This window comes from Desulfovibrio piger, from assembly GCF_900116045.1.
GTDB classification, from domain to species: Bacteria; Desulfobacterota; Desulfovibrionia; order Desulfovibrionales; family Desulfovibrionaceae; genus Desulfovibrio; species Desulfovibrio piger_A.
Window position 1 is genome coordinate 1,054,760 of the sequence record NZ_LT630450.1, and the last position, 20,931, is coordinate 1,075,690.

At 64.9% G+C, this 20,931-nt stretch carries 18 protein-coding genes; 6 read left to right on the top strand and 12 right to left on the bottom strand.

The genetic code is table 11. The features are described from left to right. The 8 genes from DESPIGER_RS04895 to DESPIGER_RS04930 form a co-directional block, all read right to left on the bottom strand. On the bottom strand, positions 1-774 hold the full coding sequence (locus tag DESPIGER_RS04895) for an ABC transporter ATP-binding protein (protein WP_072333808.1): 774 nt from the start codon (positions 772-774) through the stop codon (positions 1-3). Beyond that, entirely contained in the window at positions 771-1,796 is a 1,026-nt protein-coding gene (locus tag DESPIGER_RS04900; protein ID WP_072333810.1) for a branched-chain amino acid ABC transporter permease, read from the bottom strand. Before DESPIGER_RS04900 ends, DESPIGER_RS04895 begins: the two co-directional genes overlap by 4 nt. Next, positions 1,793-2,698: a branched-chain amino acid ABC transporter permease gene (locus tag DESPIGER_RS04905; protein ID WP_072333814.1), complete on the bottom strand. Its 906-nt coding sequence runs from the start codon at positions 2,696-2,698 to the stop codon at positions 1,793-1,795. The genes DESPIGER_RS04900 and DESPIGER_RS04905 overlap by 4 nt, the downstream gene beginning before the upstream one ends. Before the next feature lie 75 nt (positions 2,699-2,773). Beyond that, complete coding sequence (locus DESPIGER_RS04910; RefSeq protein ID WP_072333817.1) at positions 2,774-3,889, bottom strand: branched-chain amino acid ABC transporter substrate-binding protein; 1,116 nt, start codon at positions 3,887-3,889, stop codon at positions 2,774-2,776. Between the two features lie 194 nt (positions 3,890-4,083). Continuing rightward, complete coding sequence (locus DESPIGER_RS04915) at positions 4,084-4,422, bottom strand: histidine kinase (protein ID WP_072333820.1); 339 nt, start codon at positions 4,420-4,422, stop codon at positions 4,084-4,086. 95 nt (positions 4,423-4,517) lie between these two features. After that, the gene (locus tag DESPIGER_RS04920) at positions 4,518-5,720 is read right to left on the bottom strand and encodes an amidohydrolase family protein (RefSeq protein ID WP_072333823.1); all 1,203 of its coding nucleotides are present in this window, start codon (positions 5,718-5,720) and stop codon (positions 4,518-4,520) included. A gap of 6 nt (positions 5,721-5,726) precedes the next feature. After that, the gene (locus tag DESPIGER_RS04925) at positions 5,727-6,590 is read right to left on the bottom strand and encodes a YitT family protein (RefSeq protein ID WP_072333826.1); all 864 of its coding nucleotides are present in this window, start codon (positions 6,588-6,590) and stop codon (positions 5,727-5,729) included. A 168-nt stretch (positions 6,591-6,758) separates the two neighbouring features. Further along, complete coding sequence (locus tag DESPIGER_RS04930; protein ID WP_072333829.1) at positions 6,759-7,556, bottom strand: sulfite exporter TauE/SafE family protein; 798 nt, start codon at positions 7,554-7,556, stop codon at positions 6,759-6,761. Positions 7,557-7,916: 360 nt separating this feature from the next. Here DESPIGER_RS04930 and DESPIGER_RS04935 point away from each other — a divergent pair, with 360 nt between their 5' ends. From DESPIGER_RS04935 to DESPIGER_RS04960, 6 genes are all read left to right on the top strand, one after another. After that, complete coding sequence (locus DESPIGER_RS04935; RefSeq protein WP_072333832.1) at positions 7,917-8,870, top strand: aspartate carbamoyltransferase catalytic subunit; 954 nt, start codon at positions 7,917-7,919, stop codon at positions 8,868-8,870. Further along, positions 8,871-10,133: a dihydroorotase gene (locus DESPIGER_RS04940; protein ID WP_072333835.1), complete on the top strand. Its 1,263-nt coding sequence runs from the start codon at positions 8,871-8,873 to the stop codon at positions 10,131-10,133. Between the two features lie 511 nt (positions 10,134-10,644). Then, positions 10,645-11,514: an AmmeMemoRadiSam system protein B gene (gene amrB, locus DESPIGER_RS04945; RefSeq protein WP_072333838.1), complete on the top strand. Its 870-nt coding sequence runs from the start codon at positions 10,645-10,647 to the stop codon at positions 11,512-11,514. A 171-nt stretch (positions 11,515-11,685) separates the two neighbouring features. After that, on the top strand, positions 11,686-12,636 hold the full coding sequence (gene hysB / locus DESPIGER_RS04950) for a NiFeSe hydrogenase small subunit (RefSeq protein ID WP_072333840.1): 951 nt from the start codon (positions 11,686-11,688) through the stop codon (positions 12,634-12,636). Positions 12,637-12,683: 47 nt separating this feature from the next. Continuing rightward, the gene (gene hysA / locus DESPIGER_RS04955) at positions 12,684-14,177 is read left to right on the top strand and encodes a NiFeSe hydrogenase large subunit HysA (protein WP_083575310.1); all 1,494 of its coding nucleotides are present in this window, start codon (positions 12,684-12,686) and stop codon (positions 14,175-14,177) included. Between the two features lie 185 nt (positions 14,178-14,362). Beyond that, positions 14,363-14,941: a UbiX family flavin prenyltransferase gene (locus tag DESPIGER_RS04960; RefSeq protein WP_072333846.1), complete on the top strand. Its 579-nt coding sequence runs from the start codon at positions 14,363-14,365 to the stop codon at positions 14,939-14,941. A gap of 358 nt (positions 14,942-15,299) precedes the next feature. Here DESPIGER_RS04960 and DESPIGER_RS04965 read toward each other — a convergent pair whose 3' ends face one another. The 4 genes from DESPIGER_RS04965 to carB all read right to left on the bottom strand — a co-directional run bounded on the left by DESPIGER_RS04965 (position 15,300) and on the right by carB (position 20,866). Next, the gene (locus DESPIGER_RS04965) at positions 15,300-15,554 is read right to left on the bottom strand and encodes a glycine zipper domain-containing protein (RefSeq protein WP_040368933.1); all 255 of its coding nucleotides are present in this window, start codon (positions 15,552-15,554) and stop codon (positions 15,300-15,302) included. A gap of 50 nt (positions 15,555-15,604) precedes the next feature. After that, complete coding sequence (locus DESPIGER_RS04970) at positions 15,605-16,027, bottom strand: hypothetical protein (protein ID WP_072333849.1); 423 nt, start codon at positions 16,025-16,027, stop codon at positions 15,605-15,607. 465 nt (positions 16,028-16,492) lie between these two features. Beyond that, positions 16,493-17,620: a glutamine-hydrolyzing carbamoyl-phosphate synthase small subunit gene (gene carA / locus DESPIGER_RS04975; RefSeq protein ID WP_072333851.1), complete on the bottom strand. Its 1,128-nt coding sequence runs from the start codon at positions 17,618-17,620 to the stop codon at positions 16,493-16,495. 3 nt (positions 17,621-17,623) lie between these two features. Next, on the bottom strand, positions 17,624-20,866 hold the full coding sequence (carB, locus tag DESPIGER_RS04980) for a carbamoyl-phosphate synthase large subunit (RefSeq protein WP_072333854.1): 3,243 nt from the start codon (positions 20,864-20,866) through the stop codon (positions 17,624-17,626). Positions 20,867-20,931 lie beyond the last annotated feature (65 nt).

Consider the following 20,931-nt stretch of genomic DNA (forward strand, 5'->3'; position numbering starts at 1 on the left):
TTACCACGTCTCGGAATCGTCGGAACCCAGATAGGCCTCGATGACCGCAGGATGGTTGCGGACATGGTCGGGCGTGCCCTGGGCGATGAGGGTGCCGTTTTCCAGCACCACAAGATGTTCACAGATCTTCATGACCAGACGCATGTCGTGCTCGATGAGCAGCACGGTGATGCCCCGGTCACGGATGGCCGCGATGGTGTCCACCAGGGCCACGGTCTCCTGGTCGTTCATGCCGCCCGCGGGCTCGTCCAGGATCAGCAGGCGGGGGTCGGAGGCCAGGGCGCGGGCGATCTCCAGCAGGCGCTGGTTGCCGTAGGAAAGGCTGCTGGCGGCCTCGGCGTAATGGTCGGCCAGGCCCACGAACTCCAGCTCTTCCATGCAGCGCGCCACGGCGGCCTTTTCCTCGCGGCGCTGCCAGGGCGTGTGCAGCATGGAGGACAGGAAGCCGGATTTCAGGCGGCAATGGCGTCCCGCCAGCACGTTTTCCAGCGCGGGCAGCCTGCCGAACAGGCGGATGCTCTGGAAGGTACGGGCGATGCCCATCTCCACGATATTGTGCGGGCGCCTGCCGGTGATGTCGCGGCCGCCGAACGAGATGCTGCCGTGTTCGGGCCTGTAGTTGCCCGTGATGCAGTTGAAGACCGTGGTCTTGCCCGCCCCGTTGGGGCCGATGAGGCCCACCACGCTGCCCTGCTCCACCGAGAAGGACAGCTCGTTGATGGCGATCAGGCCACCAAAGATCTTGCTGATCTCATGCAGTTCCAGCAGGCTCATGCGCGGCCTCCTTCCTTCTCCGCGGCGCGGGCAGCTTCCGCCGGAGGGACCGCGCTGCCGGCAGCGGCACAGGCGCGGGCCCTGATGGCCTCCAGCAGCGCCGCCACGCCGTAGCGGCGGCTCCTGGGCGGCATGAGGCCCTGGGGACGCCAGATCATCATCAGCATCATGGCCAGGCCGAAGATGAGCATGCGCGCCCCGGAGAACTCGCGCAGCAGCTCGGGCAGGCCGATGAACAGGAAGGCGCTCACCAGCACCCCCAGCTGGCTGCCGCCCGAGAGGATGACCACGGCAAAGATGATGACGGATTCCATGAAATTGAAGGATTCCGGTGCGATGGTGGTCATCTTGGCGGCATAGAGGGTACCGGCCATGCCGGCCCAGAACGCGCCCAGCACGAAGGCCATGAGCTTGTAATGGGTCACGTTGATGCCGCAGCCTTCGGCGGCCACGTCATCTTCCTTGATGCAGTTGAGGGCGCGGCCGATGCGCGAGCGCCACAGGCCGTAGAACAGCAGCAGGCTGATGCCCACCATGCCCCAGACCAGATAGTAGAAATGCAGGGGCTTGAAGATGCGGAAACCGAAGAACACCGGACGGCTGATGCCGAAGATGCCGTTGGAGCCGCCGGTCAGGCCGCCCACGTCGTTGATGAGCGCGATGCGCACGATCTCCACGATGCCGATGGTCACGATGAGCAGGTAGTCACCGCGCAGGTGGATGATGGGCCGCGCCACCACCAGGGCAAACAGGGCCGCCGCACAGCCCGCCACCGGCATGGTCAGGAAGATGGGCCAGTGGTGCATGGTGTTCAGGATGGCCGTGCTGTAGGCCCCTACGGCAAAGAAGGCCGCATGTCCCATATGGAAGATGCCGGCCTGCCCCAGGATGACGTTGAGCGAAAGGGCCAGCAGGGCATACAGGCCGATGCTGACGCACACGTCGGTCCAGTAGGGGTTGGTGAACAGCGGCAGGACCAGCAGGGCCGCCGCCAGCGTGACGATGACGATGGTGCGGTTCATAGCTTGTCGGCCGTCCTTTCGCCCAGGATGCCCGTGGGACGGATGATCAGGATGAGGATCAGCACCGTGAAGGCGATGGCGTCCTTCCAGGCGATGGCGATGTAGCCGGCGGCCAGGGCTTCGATAACGCCCAGCAGCAGGCCGCCGATCATGGCGCCGGGGATATTGCCGATGCCCCCCAGGATGGCGGCGGTAAAGGCCTTGAGGCCGTAGGACCAGCCCATGGTGAAGTCGATCTGGCCGTAGTAGATGCCCACCATGAGGCCGGCGGCGCCGCCCAGGCCGGGACCGATGAAGAAGACCAGGGAGATGATGCGGTCCACATTGATGCCCATGAGGCGGGCCGCGCCCTGGTCGATGGCCACGGCGCGCACGGCCGCGCCGATGCGGGTGCGCTGGATGAAGGCCCACAGGGCCAGCATCAGGATCACGCTGGCCGCGATGACCATCAGGCGCACGCCGGGCACGGCGATGCCGAAGAGATCGACGGTGAAATCAGGGCGCAGCCAGTCGGGATAGACGTAGAAGCGCGCGCCGTAGACCAGCATGACGGCGTTCTGGAAAAAGATGGAGGCGCCCAGGGCGGACACCACGGCCGAAAGGCGCCCGGCCTTGCGCAGGGGGCGATAGGCGGTACGCTCCAGCAGGCAGCCGATGATGGCCACCATGATGCCCACCATGATGAAGACCGCCAGCACGGCCACCACCGGCGGCAGCACGCCCGCCAGGTTGCAGCTCACCAGCAGGGTCAGGCCCAGATAGGCGCCGATGGTGAACAGGTCGCCATGCGCGAAGTTGATGAGCTTGAGCACGCCATAGACCATGGTGTAGCCCAGGGCCACCAGCGCGTAGATGCCGCCCACGGCAAGGCCGTTCAAAAGTTGTTGAAAAAACTGTTCCATGTCTCGGTCATGCGCCCCGCGGCGCAGTTTGCGGGGCGGCGGGCCACTGCCCGCCGCCCCGCCTCGGATGACTGTCTATCGAGCCTGGAGCTCGAACTTGCCTGCGTTGTCCACCTTGTAGATGCGGTAGAAATCGCCCACACGGTCGCCCTTTTCGTCAAAGCCCATCTTGCCGGACAGCGTGGGCAGATCCTTGAGCTGCTTGAGCCATGCGGCGATCTTTTCGGGATCGTCGTTGCCCTTGGCGATGGCGGCTTCGAGCACCTTGTAGGCGTCGCCGGCCAGCACGGCCCACACGGAAACGGGCACGGTCTTGTAACGTTCCTTGAAGGCCTTCAGGAAGTTCCTGGCCTCGTCGGTATCCATGTCCTGCGGCAGCGGCGGGCTCACGAAGAAGTAGCCGGCGGCGGCTTCGGGACCGGCGATCTTGACCAGGTCCTGATGGTTGGCGGCGTCACCGCCCATCATGGGCACGTCCCAGCCCATTTCCTTCTTCTGGCGCAGCAGCATGCCCGTTTCGGGATAATAGCCGGTGAAGAAGATCAGGTCGGGGCTGGCGGCCTTCAGCTTGGTCAGGATGGCGGTGTAATCGCGTTCGCCGGGGGTCAGGGCATCATAGAAGATGATCTTCACGCCGGCTTTTTCCAGAGCCGCCCGGCTTTCTTCGGCCAGGCCCTTGGCATAGGAGGAGTTGTCGTGCAGCAGGGCCACCTTCTTGTAGCCGGCCTTGATGATGGCGGCGGCAGCGGCCTTGCCCTGGGCATCGTCACGCGGACAGGTGCGGAAGAAGAGCGGCAGGCCCTTCTCGGTCAGGCGCACGCTGGTGGAACCGGTGCCGATCTGCACCAGCTCGGATTCCGCCAGGATGTTCTGGGTGGCTTCGGTCACGGCGGAACCGTAGGTGCCGATGACGGCCACCACACCGGCGGAGGCCAGCTTCTGGGCCGCCAGGGCAGCGGTGCGCGGGTCACCGGCGTCATCTTCCACCACCAGGTCCACCTTGCTGCCGTTGATGCCGCCCCTGGCATTGGTCTCATCCACCAGCAGGCTCACGATATTCTTCATGTCCTGCCCTTCGGAGGCCCATTTGCCCGTCAACGGGCACATCAGACCGATCTTGATGTCGCCCGCCAGAACCAGCGAAGGCACGAGCAAGGCTACCACTCCCAGCAAAAGCCCGAGCTTTTTCATAAGCTACTCTCCCAAAGGTACGAGTTGTTGCAAGCGGACAGCATATCCCAAAACGTCCAAAAGAAAAAGCCCTTTCCTCTTTCCCCGTCCAGGGCGGAAAGGGCATCCCGCAACAGTTACAACGATGGAAAAAAAAGGGCTTTTTTGCCCCTCCCCCGCATCACGGACGCGGGACGGGCAAAAAAACATCCGTTCTATTGCGCGGCCACCGTGGCCATGGCCACCAGTGTGTCCGTGGTGACGCTGTCGAAACGGTGCAGGGCCGCCGTGGTGTCCGCACCGGCCTTGATGGCCATCTCAAGCTCCAGCGCGGCCGCTGCCAGTGCCTTGCCGCCCAGTTCGGCGGCAGCTTCACGTGTGGCGTGGACCATGGCGCGGGCTTCTTCCTGCCGGCCGTTCTTCAGCGCCACCGAGACCTTCACGGAGGTGTCCCGTTCCGTCTCGATGAAGTTTCGCAGCCGCTTCACATAGAGCCCGCGCGTGGTATCCACGCGCGTCATGGCTTCCTTCCAGTCAAGGATTGCTTCGCTCATAACCTTTCCCGTTATTGCTCGTTCTGAATGATTCGGTGAATATGAAGGACAACTGTCGTGGAAGGCCGGAGACATGCCGGCCGAAAGGGCATGGATCAGACGGAGAGGCTCCCGGGCAGCACACTGAAAACGGCCCTGCTCCCGGGCTCAAGTCGCCCGTGGCCGGCAAGGCCCAGCGCGGCGGCCCCGTTCACAGTGAGGCACCGTATCAGGGCCTGCGGGGCAACGTCCAGCGTTTCGCGCAAAAAAACGGCTTCCCGGCGCACATCCAGATCCGTGTTGGAGCTGAGGCCGTCCGTGCCCAGGCAGCACAGCAGACCGGACTCCAGCAGCGAGGCCACGGGCGCCGTGCCCACGGCCAGATGCTCGTTGGAACGGGGGCACAGGCACAGGGCGCTGCCGCTGGCGGCCAGGGCCTCCACCTCGGCGGGCTCCAGCTGCACGCCGTGCACGGCCAGCGTGCCCGGGCCCAGCAGGCCCAGACGCCGGGCATAGGCCACGGGCCGCAGATGCGGCACGGCCCAGTCTTCCGGCAGCACCATGCCCCGGTAGCAGTCCCACAGGGGGCCCTCGCCGTCGAGCAGCAGGCGCGTCTCGTCCTCGGATTCCGCCAGATGCAGCGCGAAAGGCCGCCCCATCAGGCGGCACCACTGCCGCGCGTCCTGCAGCACCCGGGCATCCGTGGAATACAGGGCATGCCCGGCCGGGGCGCAGTGCGCGGCCACTTCGGGCCGCGGCTCCAGCAGGGCGCGGCAGCGCGGCGGCCAGGGGCGCCCGCCGTCGATGAAGGGGGCCTGCCCGCCGAACCACTCGCAAAAATGGGTCACGCCCATGCCATTCGCCCGCACGGCGGCATCCACCGCCAGCAGGCCGTCCCCGGCGTAATCGCCCACATGGGCCGTGCCCGCCGCGGCCATGTCCCGGCAGGCCAGGGCCAGGGCCGTGCCGTCGTGCTCTTCGCGCAGCAGGGCGATGAGGCTGCGCAGCCAGGCCGTGAACCCCGCGCCGAACAGCGTCCTGCCCGCCGTGTGCGACAGTTGCAGATGGCAGTGGGCATTGATGCAGCCGGGCATCAGGGTCACGTCGCCCATGTCCGTCACCGGGGTCGCGGCAGGCACGCGCACGCTCTTCCAGGGCAGCACGTCCAGCACACGCCCGCCGCGCACCAGCAGCGCGGCGTTGTCCAGTCCCCTGAGGGGACGGAAAAGGTCGCGGCCCGTGGCGGGGCGCTCCCCGAGCATGTCCAGGATGGTCCGCGCGCGGATGACGCGGAGCCTGTCGTCATGTTCCTGCAGCATAGGGCATCAGCTCCGGCGCGAGAACTGTCCGCCGGCAACGTAAAAGGTGTTTTCCACCACGAACAGGGCCTTGGGGTCCACCATGAAGACCAGGTTCTCCAGACGCTTGAGGGCCACATTGTTGGTGACGGTGAGCAATATCTCCCTGTCGCCGCCGGAGTAGGCCCCCTTGCCCCGGATCAGGGTCACGCCGAAACGCTCGCTGGCCAGGATGGCCTCACTGACTTCCTCGCCCTTCTCGGAAATGATCATCACCAGCTTGCGGTGGTTGAACAGGCCCACCACGTATTCCAGGGTATTGGCCGAGATGAACATCATGATGGTGGAGGCGATGATGATGTCCAGTGACAGGCTGAACGCGCCCGCCATGAAGATGCAGACGTTGACCGCGAAGCTGAACTGCCCGATGGGGATGTTCCAGCGCTGCTTCAGGGCCACGGCGATGATGTCCGTCCCGCCGCTGCTGCCCAGGGTGCGCAGCATCATGCCCACGCCGGCGCCGTGCAGCACCCCGGCCACCACGGCGGCGTAGACCTCATTGTTGATGGGGATCTGGAAGTCCACGAACATGCCGAAGATGGTGGTGCAGATGGTGCCGTAGGCCGTATAGAGCAGGAAACGGCGCCCCACGAAGAACCAGCCCCAGACCCAGATGGGGATGGAGAGCAGCAGGTACCAGACCAGGGGCGTCAGCAGGCCGGTGGTATAGAACACCAGCAGGGCCATGCCCAGGACCCCGCCCGACAGCATGGCATGCGAGGCCACCACGCTCTTGATGCATACGGTGACGAAAAAGGCGCCGATGGTCAGCCAGAGCAGGTTCCACCAGACGGACTCTGCGAGCCTGCTGTTGTATGTTTTCAGCTTCATGGGTCTCCCGGATCGGAATGGTTACGGAGGAAGGCCGCGTGCCAGCCTTGAGACAGGGGCGAGGGAGCCCGTTCCGTCCGGGGCGGCGGCGCTCCGGCAGAAGAACGAAGCCCCCGGCGGGGCCGCGGGACCCGCGGCGGAGCGGTCCCGCTTCGCCCGGGGAGGATCTTAGAACAGGCCCAGCAGCATGCGCAGGGCCACGATGATGAGGAAGACGGCAAAGCCCTTCTTGAGCCTGGCCGTGGGCAGGGAATGGGAAAGCCTGGCGCCGAGGGGGGCCGTCATGAAGCTGGCGACGGCGATGCCGAGGAAGGCCGTCAGGTTCACGAAGCCCAGACAGCCGGCAGGCAGGCCGGGCGTGTTCCAGCCGCCCACGATATAGCCCAGCGTACCGGCCACGGCAATGGGGAAACCGATGGCGGCCGAGGTGCCCACGGCATGGTGCAGGGGCACGTTGCAGAAGCTCATGAACGGCACGGAGAGCGTGCCGCCGCCGATGCCCACGAAACTGGAGACCAGGCCGATGATGCCGCCCACGCCGGCGGTGCCCAGGGGGCCGGGCATCTCGCGGCTGGCCGGGGGACGATAGCTGGAAAGCATCTGGAGGGACACGAAGCCCAAAAAGCAGATGAAGAAGACTTTCAGGAACAGGGTCGGCATATGGGTGGCCACCAGACCGCCCACAAAGGTCCCCAGCAGGATGCCGGGCGTGATGTTGCGGAAGATGTCCCAGTGGACGGCGCCGCGCTTGTGGTGGGCCCGGCTGCTGGAGATGGACGTGATCATGATGCTGGCCAGCGAGGTGCCCAGGGCCAGCTGCTGCACATACTCGGCAGGGATGCCCTGGCTGGGGAAGACCGCCACCAGCATGGGCACGATGACGATCCCGCCGCCCACGCCCAGCAGGCCGGCAAGCACACCGGCCACGGCGCCGCAGCACAGATAGACAAGGATGGAAACGAGCATGACGACCTTCCTCCATGACAGCGCAGGTCGTGCCCGGAGGCGCGATCGCGGTACGAAACGGCAGAAAAACAAAAAAAAGGCGCCGGATCACAGGCCCCGTCACGCCCCGGGTGCAGCCGCCGGACCTCTGCCGCCGGTCCGGCGCAATCCCCCAGAAAGTAGACAAAGCCCCCCAAGGCGTCAACTGACTTTTTCCTTTACAAAGCGCCCGGCAGCGTCTAGTTTTGCCCCCATGAAATGTCTGGCAACGTACCGCGGTGATCTGCGCCCTGTGAACGCCGTTCGCAGGGGTTCTGCCCGGTTTTTCTCTTGTCCCGCCGTTGAGCGGGCTTTTTTTTAATCCTGCAACCCCACGACGCCATGACTACAGATACTACGTACCGCTGGCCGCACAAAGACCTGCTGGACGTCACCCAGCTCGACGCACAGGACGTGCGCCATCTGCTGAACGTGGCCGCCAGTTTCCAGGAAATCAACCTGAGACCCGTCAAAAAGGTGCCCACCCTCAAGGGCAAGACCGTGGTGCTCTTCTTCGTGGAGAACAGCACCCGCACCAAGACCTCTTTCGATGTGGCCGGCAAACGCCTGTCAGCCGACACCTACTCCCTGGCCAAGTCCGGTTCCAGCCTCAACAAGGGCGAGAGCCTCAAGGACACGGCCCTGACCCTGCAGGCCATGGGGCCTGACGTCATCGTCATCCGGCATCCCAGCAGCGGTGCGGCCCAGTTCCTGGCGGAGCGCGTCTCCTGCGGCATCGTCAACGGCGGTGACGGCTGGCATGCCCATCCCACCCAGGCCCTGCTGGACAGCTTCGCCCTGCGGCAGGTCTGGGGCGATGCCTTTGCCGGCAAGCAGGTGCTCATCCTGGGCGATATCGCCCACAGCCGCGTGGCCCGCTCCAACGTGCACCTGCTCACCATGCTGGGCGCCAGGGTGCGCCTGTGCGCGCCGCGCACCCTGCTGCCCGCCGGTGTGGAATCCTGGCCCGTGGACGTGTACGGCGACCTCAACCAGGCCGTGCGCGATACCGATGCCGTCATGTGCCTGCGCCTGCAGCTGGAACGCCAGCAGGCGGGCCTGCTGCCCGACCTGGCCGAATACTCGCGCCGCTTCTGCCTGACCGAACGCCATCTGGAGCTCACCCACCCCGGCGTGAAGGTTCTGCATCCCGGCCCCATGAACCGCGGGCTGGAGATTTCCGACGACGTGGCCGACGACCCGCGCAGCCTGGTCCTCGATCAGGTGGCCTCCGGTGTGGCCACCCGCATGGCCGTCCTGTACCTGCTGGCCACCCGTAACGATGGAGGTTGCTAAATGACCCTGTGCATCAAGAACGCCCGCCACCTGGACGCCCCCGTGGACCTGCTGGTGCGGGACGGCAAGATCGTGACCATGACCCCCGCCGGCCACCATGCCGCGCCTGAAGGCAGCCGGATCGTGGACGCCCGCGGCCTGATCCTCATGCCCAGCATGGTGGATGCCCATGTCCATCTGCGCGAGCCCGGCTTCGAGTACAAGGAAGACATCAATACCGGTCTGGAAGCCGCCGCCCGCGGCGGTTTCGGTTCGGTCATGTGCATGGCCAACACCAGGCCCGTCAACGACAACGCCAGCGTCACCCGCTTCATGCTGGACCGCGCCGCCCAGACCCATCCCCACGGTCCGCGCCTCTGCCCCATCGCCGCCGCCACCGTGGGCCTGGCCGGTGAGGAGATGGCCCCCCTGCAGGAGCTCAAGGACGCTGGCTGCGTGGCCGTCTCCAACGATGGCCGCCCCATGCCCGGCACCGAACTGCTGCGCCGCGTCATGGAATACGGCGCCGACCTGGGCCTGACCTTCATCGATCACTGCGAGGACAGCACCCTGGCCCGCGGCTGGGTGATGAACGAAGGCCCCCTCAGCGGCAGCCTGGGCGTCAAGGGCCAGCCCCCGGTGGGCGAGGCCGTGCAGGCCGCCCGCGACATCATGCTGGCCGAATACCTGAACCTGCCCGTGCACATCGCCCACGTCTCCAGCGCCCTCACCGTGGACATCATCGCCTGGGGCAAGGCCCGCGGCGTCAGGGTCACGGCCGAGACCTGCCCCCATTACCTGACGCTGGATGAATCCGCGCTGGACGGCTACAACACCAACGCCAAGGTCAGCCCGCCGCTGCGCCGCCCCGAAGACCGCGAGGCCCTGCGCCGGGCCATCAAGGACGGCACCATCGACATCCTGGCCACCGACCACGCCCCCCACGCCGCCCACGAGAAGGAACGTACCCTGGACGAGGCCCCCTGCGGCTTCACCGGCATGGATCTGGCCCTGACCCTGACCTGGCGGCTGGTGCGCGAAGGCGTCATCAGCGAGGCCGACCTGCACCGCCTCTGGAGCGTGCGCCCGGCCGAGATCTTCAAGCTGCCCCTCAACCGTTTCGAGCCCGGTGATCCGGCCGACTTCTTCCTCTTCGATCCCGAAGAAACGTGGACCGTCAGCCGCGAGACCCTGTACTCCAAGAGCTGCAACACCCCCTTCCTGGGCCAGGAGATGCAGGGCCGCGTCCGCCATCACTGGCTGGGCGGCGTACAGCTGTTCTAGAAACAGGGAAAAGCCCTTGTAACCTTGTGCCATGCCCGAACGGTGTCTGTGCCGACGGGCATGGCACTTTTCGTCGCATGGGGGAAAGGGATCCCTGCATCGCGGCTGCTGGTGACAGATACCTTTGTCGCAAAGGTACGGACTGCGGCCGACGTTGTGCCCGCACACGGAGGATATTTCCACCGCTGCCGGACATTTGCCGAGCATTGACGGACGCAGCCGCACGGACGCGGAAAGGCACCTTTGAGAAACAAAAGTGCCTTTTTCTTTTTCATATGGTCATGGCCTGCCCCAAAGGAAGCGGGGGCGGAGTACGCACATCATGGCCAGACCCGTACACGGCTCTTGCGGAAGGGCTGTCGGCGCCCCTCCGCAGACCGTTCCCTGCCGTTATCGCCTCTTTCCTCCGGTCGTCTTTTCCCGCCGGGAAAGCCGTCCGCTCCCGCTGGCCTTTGTCCGCCGCCGGCGCTATGCTTCTTCCAGTCCAAGATCTTTTCGGGAGGATACCGCCATGCATCTTCGCCAGCCTGCTGTCGCAGGCCGTTTTTATACTGATGTCCCGGCCGATCTGCGTGCCGAAGTGGAGTCGTTCCTGAAACAGGGGGCGGCCCTGCCCGCTTCGGCCCTCGCCGCCGGGGATGCGGACCGTCTGGCGGGGCTCATGCTCCCCCATGCCGGGCATGTCTACAGCGGCCGGGTCATCGGCGCCACCCTGGCCCATGTGCGCCTGCCGCGCACCGTCTTCCTGCTCTGCCCCAACCACACCGGCCTGGGCACGCCCCTGTCCGTCTGGCCCGCCGGTGCCTGGCAGACCCCGCTGGGCCCCGTGCCCGTGGACGGCGAGATGGCCCGCCTGCTCTGCGAGGCCGACGAGGATTTCAGCGCCGATGTCATGGGCCATGTACGGGAACACAGCATCGAGGTCCTGCTGCCCTTCCTCCAGGTCTGCGCGGGCGATGCCCCCCTGCATGTGGTGCCGGTCTGCGTGGGCACCGGGCAGGCCCCCGTGCTGCGCACCGCCGGCCAGCGTCTGGCCCGGGTGCTGGAACGCTGCCGGGTCCGCGACGGCCGGCGCCCCCTGCTGCTGGTCAGCTCGGACATGAACCACTACGAAGACCAGCAGACCACCCTGCGCAAGGACGACCTGGCCCTGGAGGCCGCCCTCAGGGGCGATGCCGATGCCCTGCTGGTCACCGTGGCCCGGGAAGGCATCAGCATGTGCGGGGCCGCGCCGCTGGCCCTGGCGTTCTACGCCCTGCGCGCCTGGGCGCCCGGTGCGGCAGTGCGCGCCACCCTGGTCATGCACGAGACGTCCGCCGCGGTGTCGCACGATACGGAACACGTCGTGGGCTATGCCGGACTGCGTATCTTCAGCTGCTGAAAGGCCCGTCAAAAAAACACGCAAAGAGCTCGGAATCCCTTGTCCCAAGCCTGTTTCTTCGGATTGTTACGTTGACACAATCTTCCGGCCTTGGTACATCCATATTACTTATGTCATTTGGCATAACCCGACTGCCGTTTTTTTTCACTACGCCAACATGAGGAGGCATGCATGAGTCTCAACAGGCGTGATTTCGTCAAACTGTGCACCGGCACAGTGGCGGGTTTCGGCGTGGCGCAGATGTTCCATCCTGCGGTGCGCGAAGCCCTGGCCGGCACGTTGACTGGCGAGCGCCCCCCTGTCATCTGGCTGCAGGGACAGGGCTGTACCGGCTGTTCAGTGTCGCTGCTGAACAACGTCAACCCCTCCATCGCTGATGTGCTGCTGAAGATCATCAGCCTCGAGTACCATCCTACCGTCATGGGCGGTGAAGGCCACGACGCCTACACCCACATGATGAACATTGCCAAGAACTTCAAGGGCAAGTTCTTCCTGGCCATCGAGGGTTCCATCCCGCTGGCCAAGGATGGTCGCTACTGCGTGGTGGCCGAAGAGGGCCACACCGAGATCACCATGGCCGACCTGGTCAAAAAGCTGGCTCCCGACGCCGCCGCCGTGCTGGCCCTGGGTACCTGCGCTGCCTACGGCGGCATCCCCGCCGCCAAGGGTTCCGTGACCGAAGCCGTGGGGACCGGCGCCCTGCTCAAGCAGGCCGGTATCAAGACCCCCGTGGTCAACATCCCCGGCTGCCCGCCCCAGCCCGACTGGATCGTGGGCACCATCGCCCTGGCCCTCCAGAAGATCAAGGAAAAGGGCCTGGAAGCCGGTCTGGCCGAAGTGGTCTCCCTGCTGGACAGCGAAGGCCGTCCGCTGCCTTTCTACGGTCGCAACGTGCACGAGAACTGCCCCTATCTGGGCAAGTACGACGAAGGCAAGTTCTCCGCCACCTTCACCGAGAAGGACGGCTGCCGCTACGACCTGGGCTGCAAGGGCCCCGGTGCGTACTGCGACTCGTTTGAACGCAAATGGAACGGTGTCAACTGGTGCGTGGCCAACGCCATCTGCATCGGCTGCACCGAGCCCACGTTCCCCGACGGACAGAGCCCCTTCTACAGCAACTAGAAGCGGCCCGGCGTTTCCATTTTTTCTGACGTTCAAAGGAGAGCTTTATGGCCAAGGCCACTATCGCCATCGATCCCGTCACCAGAATCGAGGGCCATCTCAAGGCCCAAGTGGTGGTGGAGAACGGCAAGGTTGTGGACGCCCACCTCACCGGTGGGATGTTCCGCGGTTTTGAACAGATTTTGAAAGGGCGCGACCCGCGTGACTCCACCCAGATCGTGCAGCGCATCTGCGGCGTGTGCCCCACCTCCCATGCCATGGCTTCCGCCCTGGCGCAGGAAGACGCCTTCAACATCAAGGTGACCGGCAACGGCCGTATCACCCGCAACCTGATCCTGGGCGCCAACTACCTGCAGTCGCACATCCTGCACTTCTACCATCTGGCCGCCCTGGACTTCGTGGCCGGCCCCGATACCGCGCCCTTCGTGCCGCGTTTCGCCCAGCCCGACCTGCGCCTGCCCCCCGAAGCCAACAAGGTGGGCGTGGACCAGTATCTGGAAGCCCTGGAAGTGCGCCGCATCGCCCATGAGATGGTCGCCCTCTTCGGCGGCCGCATGCCCCATGTGCAGGGCATCGTGCCCGGCGGCGCCACGGAAATGCCCACCAAGGAAGCCCTGCTGGAATACGCGGCCCGCTTCAAGAAGGTGCGCCAGTTCATCGTCGAAAAATACCTGCCCATCACCTACATCGTGGGCTCCGTGTACAAGGACCTGTTCGAACAGGGCCAGGGCGTGCACGGCTGCTCCTGCTTCGGCGTGTTCCCCATGACCGACGACGGCAAGACCCACCTGCTCAAGGCCGGTGTCTTCCTCAATGGCCGTGACGTGGAATTCGATCCCAAGAAGATCACCGAAGACCTCAAGTACGCCTGGTACGACGACGCCACCACCGGCAAGGGTGCCGCCGGCGCCGAGACCAGCCCCGACCTGGACAAGAAGGACGCCTACTCCTTCGTCAAGGCTCCCCGTTACGACGGCGAAGTCATCGAAGTGGGCCCCGCCGCCCGCATGTGGGTGGCCAACGCGCCGCTGTCCGAAGTGGGCGTGAAGATGCTGAAGGAAAAGTTCGGCATCGAGGCCCGCACCATCCGCGACCTGGGCTGGGACAAGGTCTTCTCCATCATGGGCCGCCATGTGGCCCGCGCCGAGGAAGCCCTGCTCATCGCCAATGCCGTGGAAGGCTGGCTGAAGGAAGTCAAGCCCGACGGCGAGACCTTCACCCCCTTCGAGATCCCGCAGAGCGCCGAAGGCTATGGCTGCTCCGAAGCGCCCCGCGGTTCCCTGGTCCACTACATCCGTGTGAAGGACCAGAAGATCGACAGCTACCAGATCATCTCCGCCACCCTGTGGAACTGCTCGCCCCGCGACGACAAGGGCCGCCGTGGTCCTCTGGAAGAAGCCCTCATCGGCGTGCAGGTCCCGGACATCAACAACCCCGTCAATGTGGGGCGCACCATCCGCGCCTTCGACCCGTGACTGGGCTGTGCCGTGCACGTGCTGCACGCTGAGACCGGCGAAGAATCCATCGTGAACCTGGGCTAGGTTCCGCGCGATTTGTCGCTTTGTCCCCCCTGCCCGTGCGGCGGGGGGGACTTTTCTTTTCCTTTCTCCCACCGTATCCTCGGCTTCCCGTCCCCGTTCCCTTCAGCCTGTCCGGTGCGGAGTACCGGCCCTCCCCTGCCCGCGGCGGGATGCCCCTCCGGGACGGATACGGCCAAGGAGCTTGTATGAAACGAATCATCGTAGGCGTCAGCGGCGCCAGCGGCATGCCTCTGGCCCTGGGCCTGCTGCGCCACCTGGCCGCCCTGCCCGCCGTGGAGAGCCACCTCATCCTTTCTCCCGGGGCCCACGCCGTGCTGGAAGCGGAATGCGGCCTTGCCCCGTCCGCCCTGCACGCCCTGGCCGACGTCAGCCACGACGCAGCCTGCCTGGGCGCCGCCCCGGCCAGCGGCTCCTGGCAGCACGACGGCATGGTGGTCTGCCCCTGCTCCATGAGCAGCCTGGCCTGCATCGCCACCGGTGCCGGCACCAACCTGCTGCACCGGGCCGCCGACGTGGCCCTCAAGGAGCGCCGCCCCCTGATCCTCGTCCCCCGGGAAAGCCCCCTGAGCCGCATCCATCTGCGCAACATGCTCTGGGCCAGTGAGGCCGGGGCCGTCATCATGCCCTTCATGCCCGCCTTCTACAGCGGGGAGGATACGCTCGAAGGGCTCATGGGCCAGTTCTGCGGCCGCATCTTCGACCAGCTGGGGCTGTCCCACCAGTTATGCCGCCGCTGGCAGGGGCCTTCGGATACGAGGAGCTGAAACAAGTATGTGATGAGGGGGAAGGAGAGGACTTTTTGGAAAAAGTCCTCTCCTTCCCCCTCAAAGTCCCCCATCCTCTCCCAAAAACGTTTGCTCTGGTCTATGGCAGGATGAAGTAGCGTGGCAGACCGTGCCCGACGCCTCTGTCCCCCGGGAATATAGGGAAGGTCCATCCGGCATCTTTCATATGGAAAGGCACAAGGAGCGGAAGTGGAAAAATGATGCCCCGGGGATCAAGGCCATCCGCATGGCGGATGGTTTTCCCTTTCGCACCGTGGAGCGCAACAAGGTCAAAGCCATAATAAAAAAACCGCCCCCCGAAGGGAGCGGTCGCTGTCACAGGACAAAGAAAGAGGGATTACCAGCCGCGATGGTGGTAACGGCTCTTTTCCTGCTGGTTGCCTACGATACCACCGGCCAGAGCCCCCATACCGGCACCGGCCAGCGCGCCCCAGCCCACGGAACCGCCGGAAATGGCGGCCACACCGGCACCGCCCAGCGTACCCAGCGCGGCACCGCTGGCCACGCCCTGCTGGGTGGGGGACATGTTGGTGCAGGCGACGCCCGTCGCCATGAAGGCGGCCATCAAGATGATCGCAAACAGTTTTTTCATAGAAGTCTCCACAATACGCATCGGCGTATCAGCTCGTGAGGGACGATCCGTTATTGAGCGGCCGCAAGACGCGGCTCGATGAGTTCAAACCACAGCACACCCAGGACAGGACGATCCAGCCTGTCAGGATGGGCCGCATACCAGGCATCCACTTCTTCCACGATGGTGGTGCGTTTCACGTCCTTGAACGCCTTCATCCAGCCTTTTTCGAACTTGGAAAGGTTGGATACGGGCATCTTGCCGTTCTTGGCGGCCAGTTCGGCTTCCCGGCTGTTGACGAAATATTCCGTGACGATGGCAGTATCCATACCGAACAGGAAACTCAGCTTGTTGTCCAGGCTGCTTTTCTGCCACACGCTGCCCGTGAATTGCAGCACGGGGTTGTTGCCCTTGTCCTGGTCTGCCGCCTGGACGCCGGCAGCTCCGAAAACAAGCGCTGCAGCCAGGCAAAGGCTCATGATGGCTTTTTTCACTCCAGACTCCTTTGATCCGTTGCCCTTGCGGACGGTTGAAGGCCGACCTGCCTGCGCAGATTCGGACCGGTATCACGACGATAGCCCAAGTGCGCAGGTGATGGCAAGCCTGTGCCGAAACCTTGGCACCGCTCGTGTGAGCGAAACGTCAGGGCCCGGGAATAGCGGTGTTTTTTCTTTTTCCCGCTCCTGAGCTCTTCGCCCGCTGACAGCCGCGCATCCCCGCTATGGCTGTGCCGGCTCAAGAGCTTTCGTCAGCGGCTATCCCTGGACGGATATTGTCCGCATCCCCGGGGGCTCCCCTGCCCTTTTGCCGCAGGTCCATCCCTGCGCATCCATCACCGCCCCTTCCCTCCACGACAAAAAAACAGGGCCCTTCCCGCACGGAAAGAGCCCTGTCACCGATGCGCTCAACAACGCGCGCTGGGGAGGAAGAAGAGCTCCCCTCCTCAGGCCGTATATCTTTTAGGCCAGAGCGGCCTTCATCATCTCATGGAAGCGCTCGAAGAGGTAGCGCCCGTCGTGGGGACCGGCGGCCGCCTCGGGATGGTACTGCACGCTCATGACGGGCAGGGTCTTGTGGCGCAGGCCTTCCAGGGTCTGGTCATTGAGGTTGATGTGGGTGGCTTCCACATCGTCCAGGCCGTCCAGCACCACGTGGAAGCCGTGGTTCTGGGACGAGATCTCGATGCGGCCCGTGCCCAGATCCTTGACCGGATGGTTGCAGCCGTGGTGGCCGAACTTCAGCTTGGCCGTGGTGCCGCCCAGGGCGTGGCCGATGAGCTGGTGGCCCAGGCAGATGCCGGTCACGGGGAATTCCTTCACCAGTTCGCGGATGATGGCGATCTCGTCCTTCAGGGTGGCGGGGTCGCCGGGGCCATTGGACAGGAACACGCCCCTGGCACCGCTGGCGCGGGCCTGGTCCGGCGTGAAGGAAGGCGGCACGGCCAGGGGCTCGAAGCCCGCTTCGGCCAGCAGACGCAGGATGTTCCACTTCACGCCGAAGTCATAGACCAGCAGCGGGATGCCCGTGCCCTGCCAGGCATAGGCGCCGTCGGCGTCGAACTGGACGTCCCTGGGGCCGTCGGCCGTGAGGATGTAGGGCTTCCGGGCGGCCACGAAGGGCACCAGGTTCTGGCCTTCCATGCTGGGCAGGGCGCAGGCCTTGGCGCGCAGGCTCTCCACATCCAGGTCGCGGGTGGAGATGACGCCGCGCATGGCGCCGTTGATGCGCAGGTGGCGCGTCAGGGCGCGGGTGTCCAGGCCTTCCATGCCGGGCACGTTCCAGCGCTTGAGGAAGTCCGGCAGGGATTCCCTGGAACGCCAGTTGGAGGGCTCCTTGCAGCATTCCTTGACCAGCAGGGCGCGCATGTGCACGCGGCCGGATTCCATGTCTTCGGCGGTGATGCCGTAGTTGCCGATGAGCGGATAGGTCATGCACACCATCTGTCCGTAATAGGAGGGGTCGGTGAGCACTTCCTGATAGCCGGTCATGCCTGTATTGAAAATCACTTCCCCACCGGTCTCGAAATCGCCGGTAAAGGATTTGCCCTGAAGGCAGAAACCGTCTTCAAGTACCAGTAATGCTTTCATATCTTACCCCCGCGCTTCCCGCGCGTAGTATTCCTGCAGGCTTTCCACATGCGTGTCTTCACGGCGCTTGCCGATGGCGATGGCCGAGGCCTTGGCACCGGCCACGGTGGTGCAGTACGGCACGCCGTAGCTCACGGCCGTATGGCGGATGGACTTGGAGTCGCGGGCCGTGTTCTTGCCCGAGGCCGTATTGATGACCAGGGCCACGTCGCCGTTGATCATGCGGTCCACGATGTTGGGACGGCCCTCGTAGACCTTGAGCACTTCTTCCACTTCCAGGCCGCGTTCGCGCAGGTAGCGGGCCGTGCCGCTCGTGGCCAGCAGATGGAAGCCCAAGTCGGCGAACATGGCCGCCACTTCGGGCAGGATGGGCTTGTCGCGGTCGTTGACCGAGATGAAGACATTGCCGCCCTGCGGCAGATCCTGGCCGGAAGCCAGCTGGCTCTTGTAGTAGGCTTCGGGGAAATCGCTGCCCATGCCCATGACTTCGCCGGTGGAGTGCATCTCGGGTCCGAGGATGATGTCCACGCCGGGGAAGCGCTGGAAGGGCAGCACGGCTTCCTTGACGCAGGTGAAGCCGCCGCGGCGCATGCTCCAGGGGTCCAGCTCGTCCAGGGTCTTGCCCAGCATGACCTGGGTGGCCATGTAGGGCAGCGGCACGCCGGTGGCCTTGGAGACGAAGGGCGCGGTGCGCGAGGCACGCGGGTTCACTTCCAGGATGTACAGGTCGTCGCCCTTGATGGCGAACTGGATGTTCATCAGGCCCACCACCTTGAGCTCGCGGGCCAGAGCTTCGGCCTGGGCGGCGATGAGGGCCACATGATCATAGGAGAGCGAGAAGGAAGGCAGCACGCAGGCCGAGTCACCGGAGTGGATGCCGGCTTCCTCGATGTGCTCCATGATGCCGGCCACATAGACTTCCTTGCCGTCGGACAGGGCGTCCACATCCACTTCCACGGCATGTTCCAGGAACTTGTCGATGAGGATGGGATGCTCGGGCTTTTCGGGCACCTGTTCGCGGAAGTACTCCACCAGCTCTTCCTTGTCGTAGACCACGGCCATGGCGCGGCCGCCCAGCACGTAGCTGGGACGCACCACCACGGGATAGGTGATGCGCTCGGCCACTTCCAGCGCCTGATCCAGGTCCATGGCGGTGCCGTTCGGCGGCTGGAGCAGGCCCAGCTTCTCGATGAGGGCCTGGAAGCGTTCGCGGTCTTCGGCGCGGTCGATGGCATCGGGCGAGGTGCCCAGGATGGGCACACCGGCGCGCATCAGCGGCACGGCCAGGTTCAGCGGGGTCTGGCCGCCGAACTGCACGATGACGCCCTCGGGCTTTTCCTTTTCCACGATGTTCATCACATCTTCAAAGGTCAGGGGCTCGAAGTACAGGCGGTCGGAGGTGTCGTAGTCCGTGGAGACGGTCTCGGGGTTGGAGTTGACCATGATGGCCATGATGCCCGCGTCGCGCAGGGCGAAGGAGGCATGGCAGCAGCAGTAGTCGAACTCGATGCCCTGGCCGATACGGTTGGGGCCGCCGCCGAGGATCAGCACCTTGCGGCAGTCCCTGGTCTGCACTTCGTCGCCCTTTTCATAGGTGGAATAGTAATAGGGCGTGTAGGCTTCGAATTCCGCGGCGCAGGTATCCACCAGGTAGAAGGTGGGCACGATGCCCATCTCCTTGCGCAGACGGCGGATGTCGGTCTCGGGACGCTTCCACATCTCGGAGAGCTGACGGTCGGAGAAGCCGTATTCCTTGGCTTCGCGCAGGATCTCCGGCAGCTCGGGGTTCAGGGGCGTCATGTCGTTGGCCAGGCCGAAGTCGCGGATGCGGGTCTCCATGTCCACGATGTCGCGCATCTGGCGGATGAACCAGGGGTCGATGCCCGACGCCTCGTGGATCTCTTCCACGCTCACGCCGGCCAGCAGGGCCTGGCGCAGGGTGAAGACGCGGCGCGAATGGGGCTTGCGCAGACCGGCCATGATCTCGGCCAGGGGCGGCAGCTCGCGGCGGAAGTTGAAGCCCAGGCCGGAGGCGCCGATCTCCATGGAACGCAGGCCCTTCTGCAGGGCTTCCTTGAAGGTGCGGCCGATGCTCATGGCCTCGCCCACGCTCTTCATGGAGGTGGTCAGCTCGTCCTTGGCGCCGGGGAATTTTTCAAAGGTGAAGCGCGGGATCTTGACCACGCAGTAGTCGATGGCCGGCTCGAAACTGGCCGCGGTCTCGCGGGTGATGTCGTTGCGCAGTTCGTCCAGGGTATAGCCGATGGCCAGCTTGGCGGCCAGCTTGGCGATGGGGAAACCGGTGGCCTTGGAGGCCAGGGCCGAGGAACGCGACACGCGCGGGTTCATCTCGATGACCACCATCTCGCCATTGTCGGGATTGATGCCGAACTGCACGTTGCTGCCGCCGGTCTCCACACCGATCTCGCGCATGATGGCGAAGGAAGCGTCGCGCATCATCTGGTACTCGGCGTCGGTCAGGGTCTGGGCCGGGGCCACGGTGATGGAGTCACCGGTGTGCACGCCCATGGCGTCCACGTTCTCGATGGAGCAGACGATGACGCAGTTGTCATTCTTGTCACGCATGACTTCCATCTCGAACTCTTTCCAGCCCAGCACGCTCTGCTCGATCATGACTTCGGACACGGGACTGGCGGAAAGGCCGTGACCGGCCACTTCTTCCAGGTCGGCCATGTTGTAGGCGATGCCGCCGCCGGTGCCGCCCAGGGTGAAGGCCGGGCGGATGATGAGCGGGAAGGGCAGCACGTCGCCCAGGGCGCGCACTTCATCCATGTTGTGGGCAATGCCGCTGGCAGGCACCTTGAGGCCGATGCTCTCCATGGCCTGCCGGAACAGTTCGCGGCTTTCGGCCTTTTCGATGACTTCGGCACGCGCACCGATGAGCTCCACGCCGCACTCCGCCAAAACGCCGCTCTTGGCCAGACCAAGAGCGGCGTTGAGCGCCGTCTGTCCGCCAAGGGTGGGCAGCAGGGCATCGGGGCGTTCCTTGCGGATGATGGCCGCCAGGGTCTGCTGCTCGATGGGTTCGATATAGGTGGCGTCGGCCATGTGGGGGTCGGTCATGATGGTGGCCGGGTTGGAATTGACCAGCACCACCTCGTAGCCTTCTTCCTTGAGGGCCTTCACGGCCTGGGAGCCGGAATAGTCGAATTCACAGCCCTGGCCGATGACGATGGGACCTGCGCCGATAACCAGAATTTTGTGTAGATCCGTGCGTTTGGGCATTGGATGTTCCTGTATGGTTGGGGAAATCGCAGGGGTGCGGCCCTGCCCCTCCGGGCGCCTCCCCT

Coding starts and splice junctions, on each gene's coding strand:
- DESPIGER_RS04965 (WP_040368933.1), bottom strand. CDS start 15,554: ATGAAAAAACTGTTTGCGATCATCTTGATGGCCGCCTTCATGGCGACG.
- amrB (WP_072333838.1), top strand. CDS start 10,645: ATGCATCTTCGCCAGCCTGCTGTCGCAGGCCGTTTTTATACTGATGTC.
- DESPIGER_RS04920 (WP_072333823.1), bottom strand. CDS start 5,720: ATGCTGCAGGAACATGACGACAGGCTCCGCGTCATCCGCGCGCGGACC.
- carB (WP_072333854.1), bottom strand. CDS start 20,866: ATGCCCAAACGCACGGATCTACACAAAATTCTGGTTATCGGCGCAGGT.
- DESPIGER_RS04960 (WP_072333846.1), top strand. CDS start 14,363: ATGAAACGAATCATCGTAGGCGTCAGCGGCGCCAGCGGCATGCCTCTG.
- DESPIGER_RS04915 (WP_072333820.1), bottom strand. CDS start 4,422: ATGAGCGAAGCAATCCTTGACTGGAAGGAAGCCATGACGCGCGTGGAT.
- DESPIGER_RS04900 (WP_072333810.1), bottom strand. CDS start 1,796: ATGAACCGCACCATCGTCATCGTCACGCTGGCGGCGGCCCTGCTGGTC.
- DESPIGER_RS04910 (WP_072333817.1), bottom strand. CDS start 3,889: ATGAAAAAGCTCGGGCTTTTGCTGGGAGTGGTAGCCTTGCTCGTGCCT.
- carA (WP_072333851.1), bottom strand. CDS start 17,620: ATGAAAGCATTACTGGTACTTGAAGACGGTTTCTGCCTTCAGGGCAAA.
- DESPIGER_RS04905 (WP_072333814.1), bottom strand. CDS start 2,698: ATGGAACAGTTTTTTCAACAACTTTTGAACGGCCTTGCCGTGGGCGGC.
- DESPIGER_RS04930 (WP_072333829.1), bottom strand. CDS start 7,556: ATGCTCGTTTCCATCCTTGTCTATCTGTGCTGCGGCGCCGTGGCCGGT.
- DESPIGER_RS04935 (WP_072333832.1), top strand. CDS start 7,917: ATGACTACAGATACTACGTACCGCTGGCCGCACAAAGACCTGCTGGAC.
- DESPIGER_RS04925 (WP_072333826.1), bottom strand. CDS start 6,590: ATGAAGCTGAAAACATACAACAGCAGGCTCGCAGAGTCCGTCTGGTGG.
- hysB (WP_072333840.1), top strand. CDS start 11,686: ATGAGTCTCAACAGGCGTGATTTCGTCAAACTGTGCACCGGCACAGTG.
- DESPIGER_RS04895 (WP_072333808.1), bottom strand. CDS start 774: ATGAGCCTGCTGGAACTGCATGAGATCAGCAAGATCTTTGGTGGCCTG.
- DESPIGER_RS04940 (WP_072333835.1), top strand. CDS start 8,871: ATGACCCTGTGCATCAAGAACGCCCGCCACCTGGACGCCCCCGTGGAC.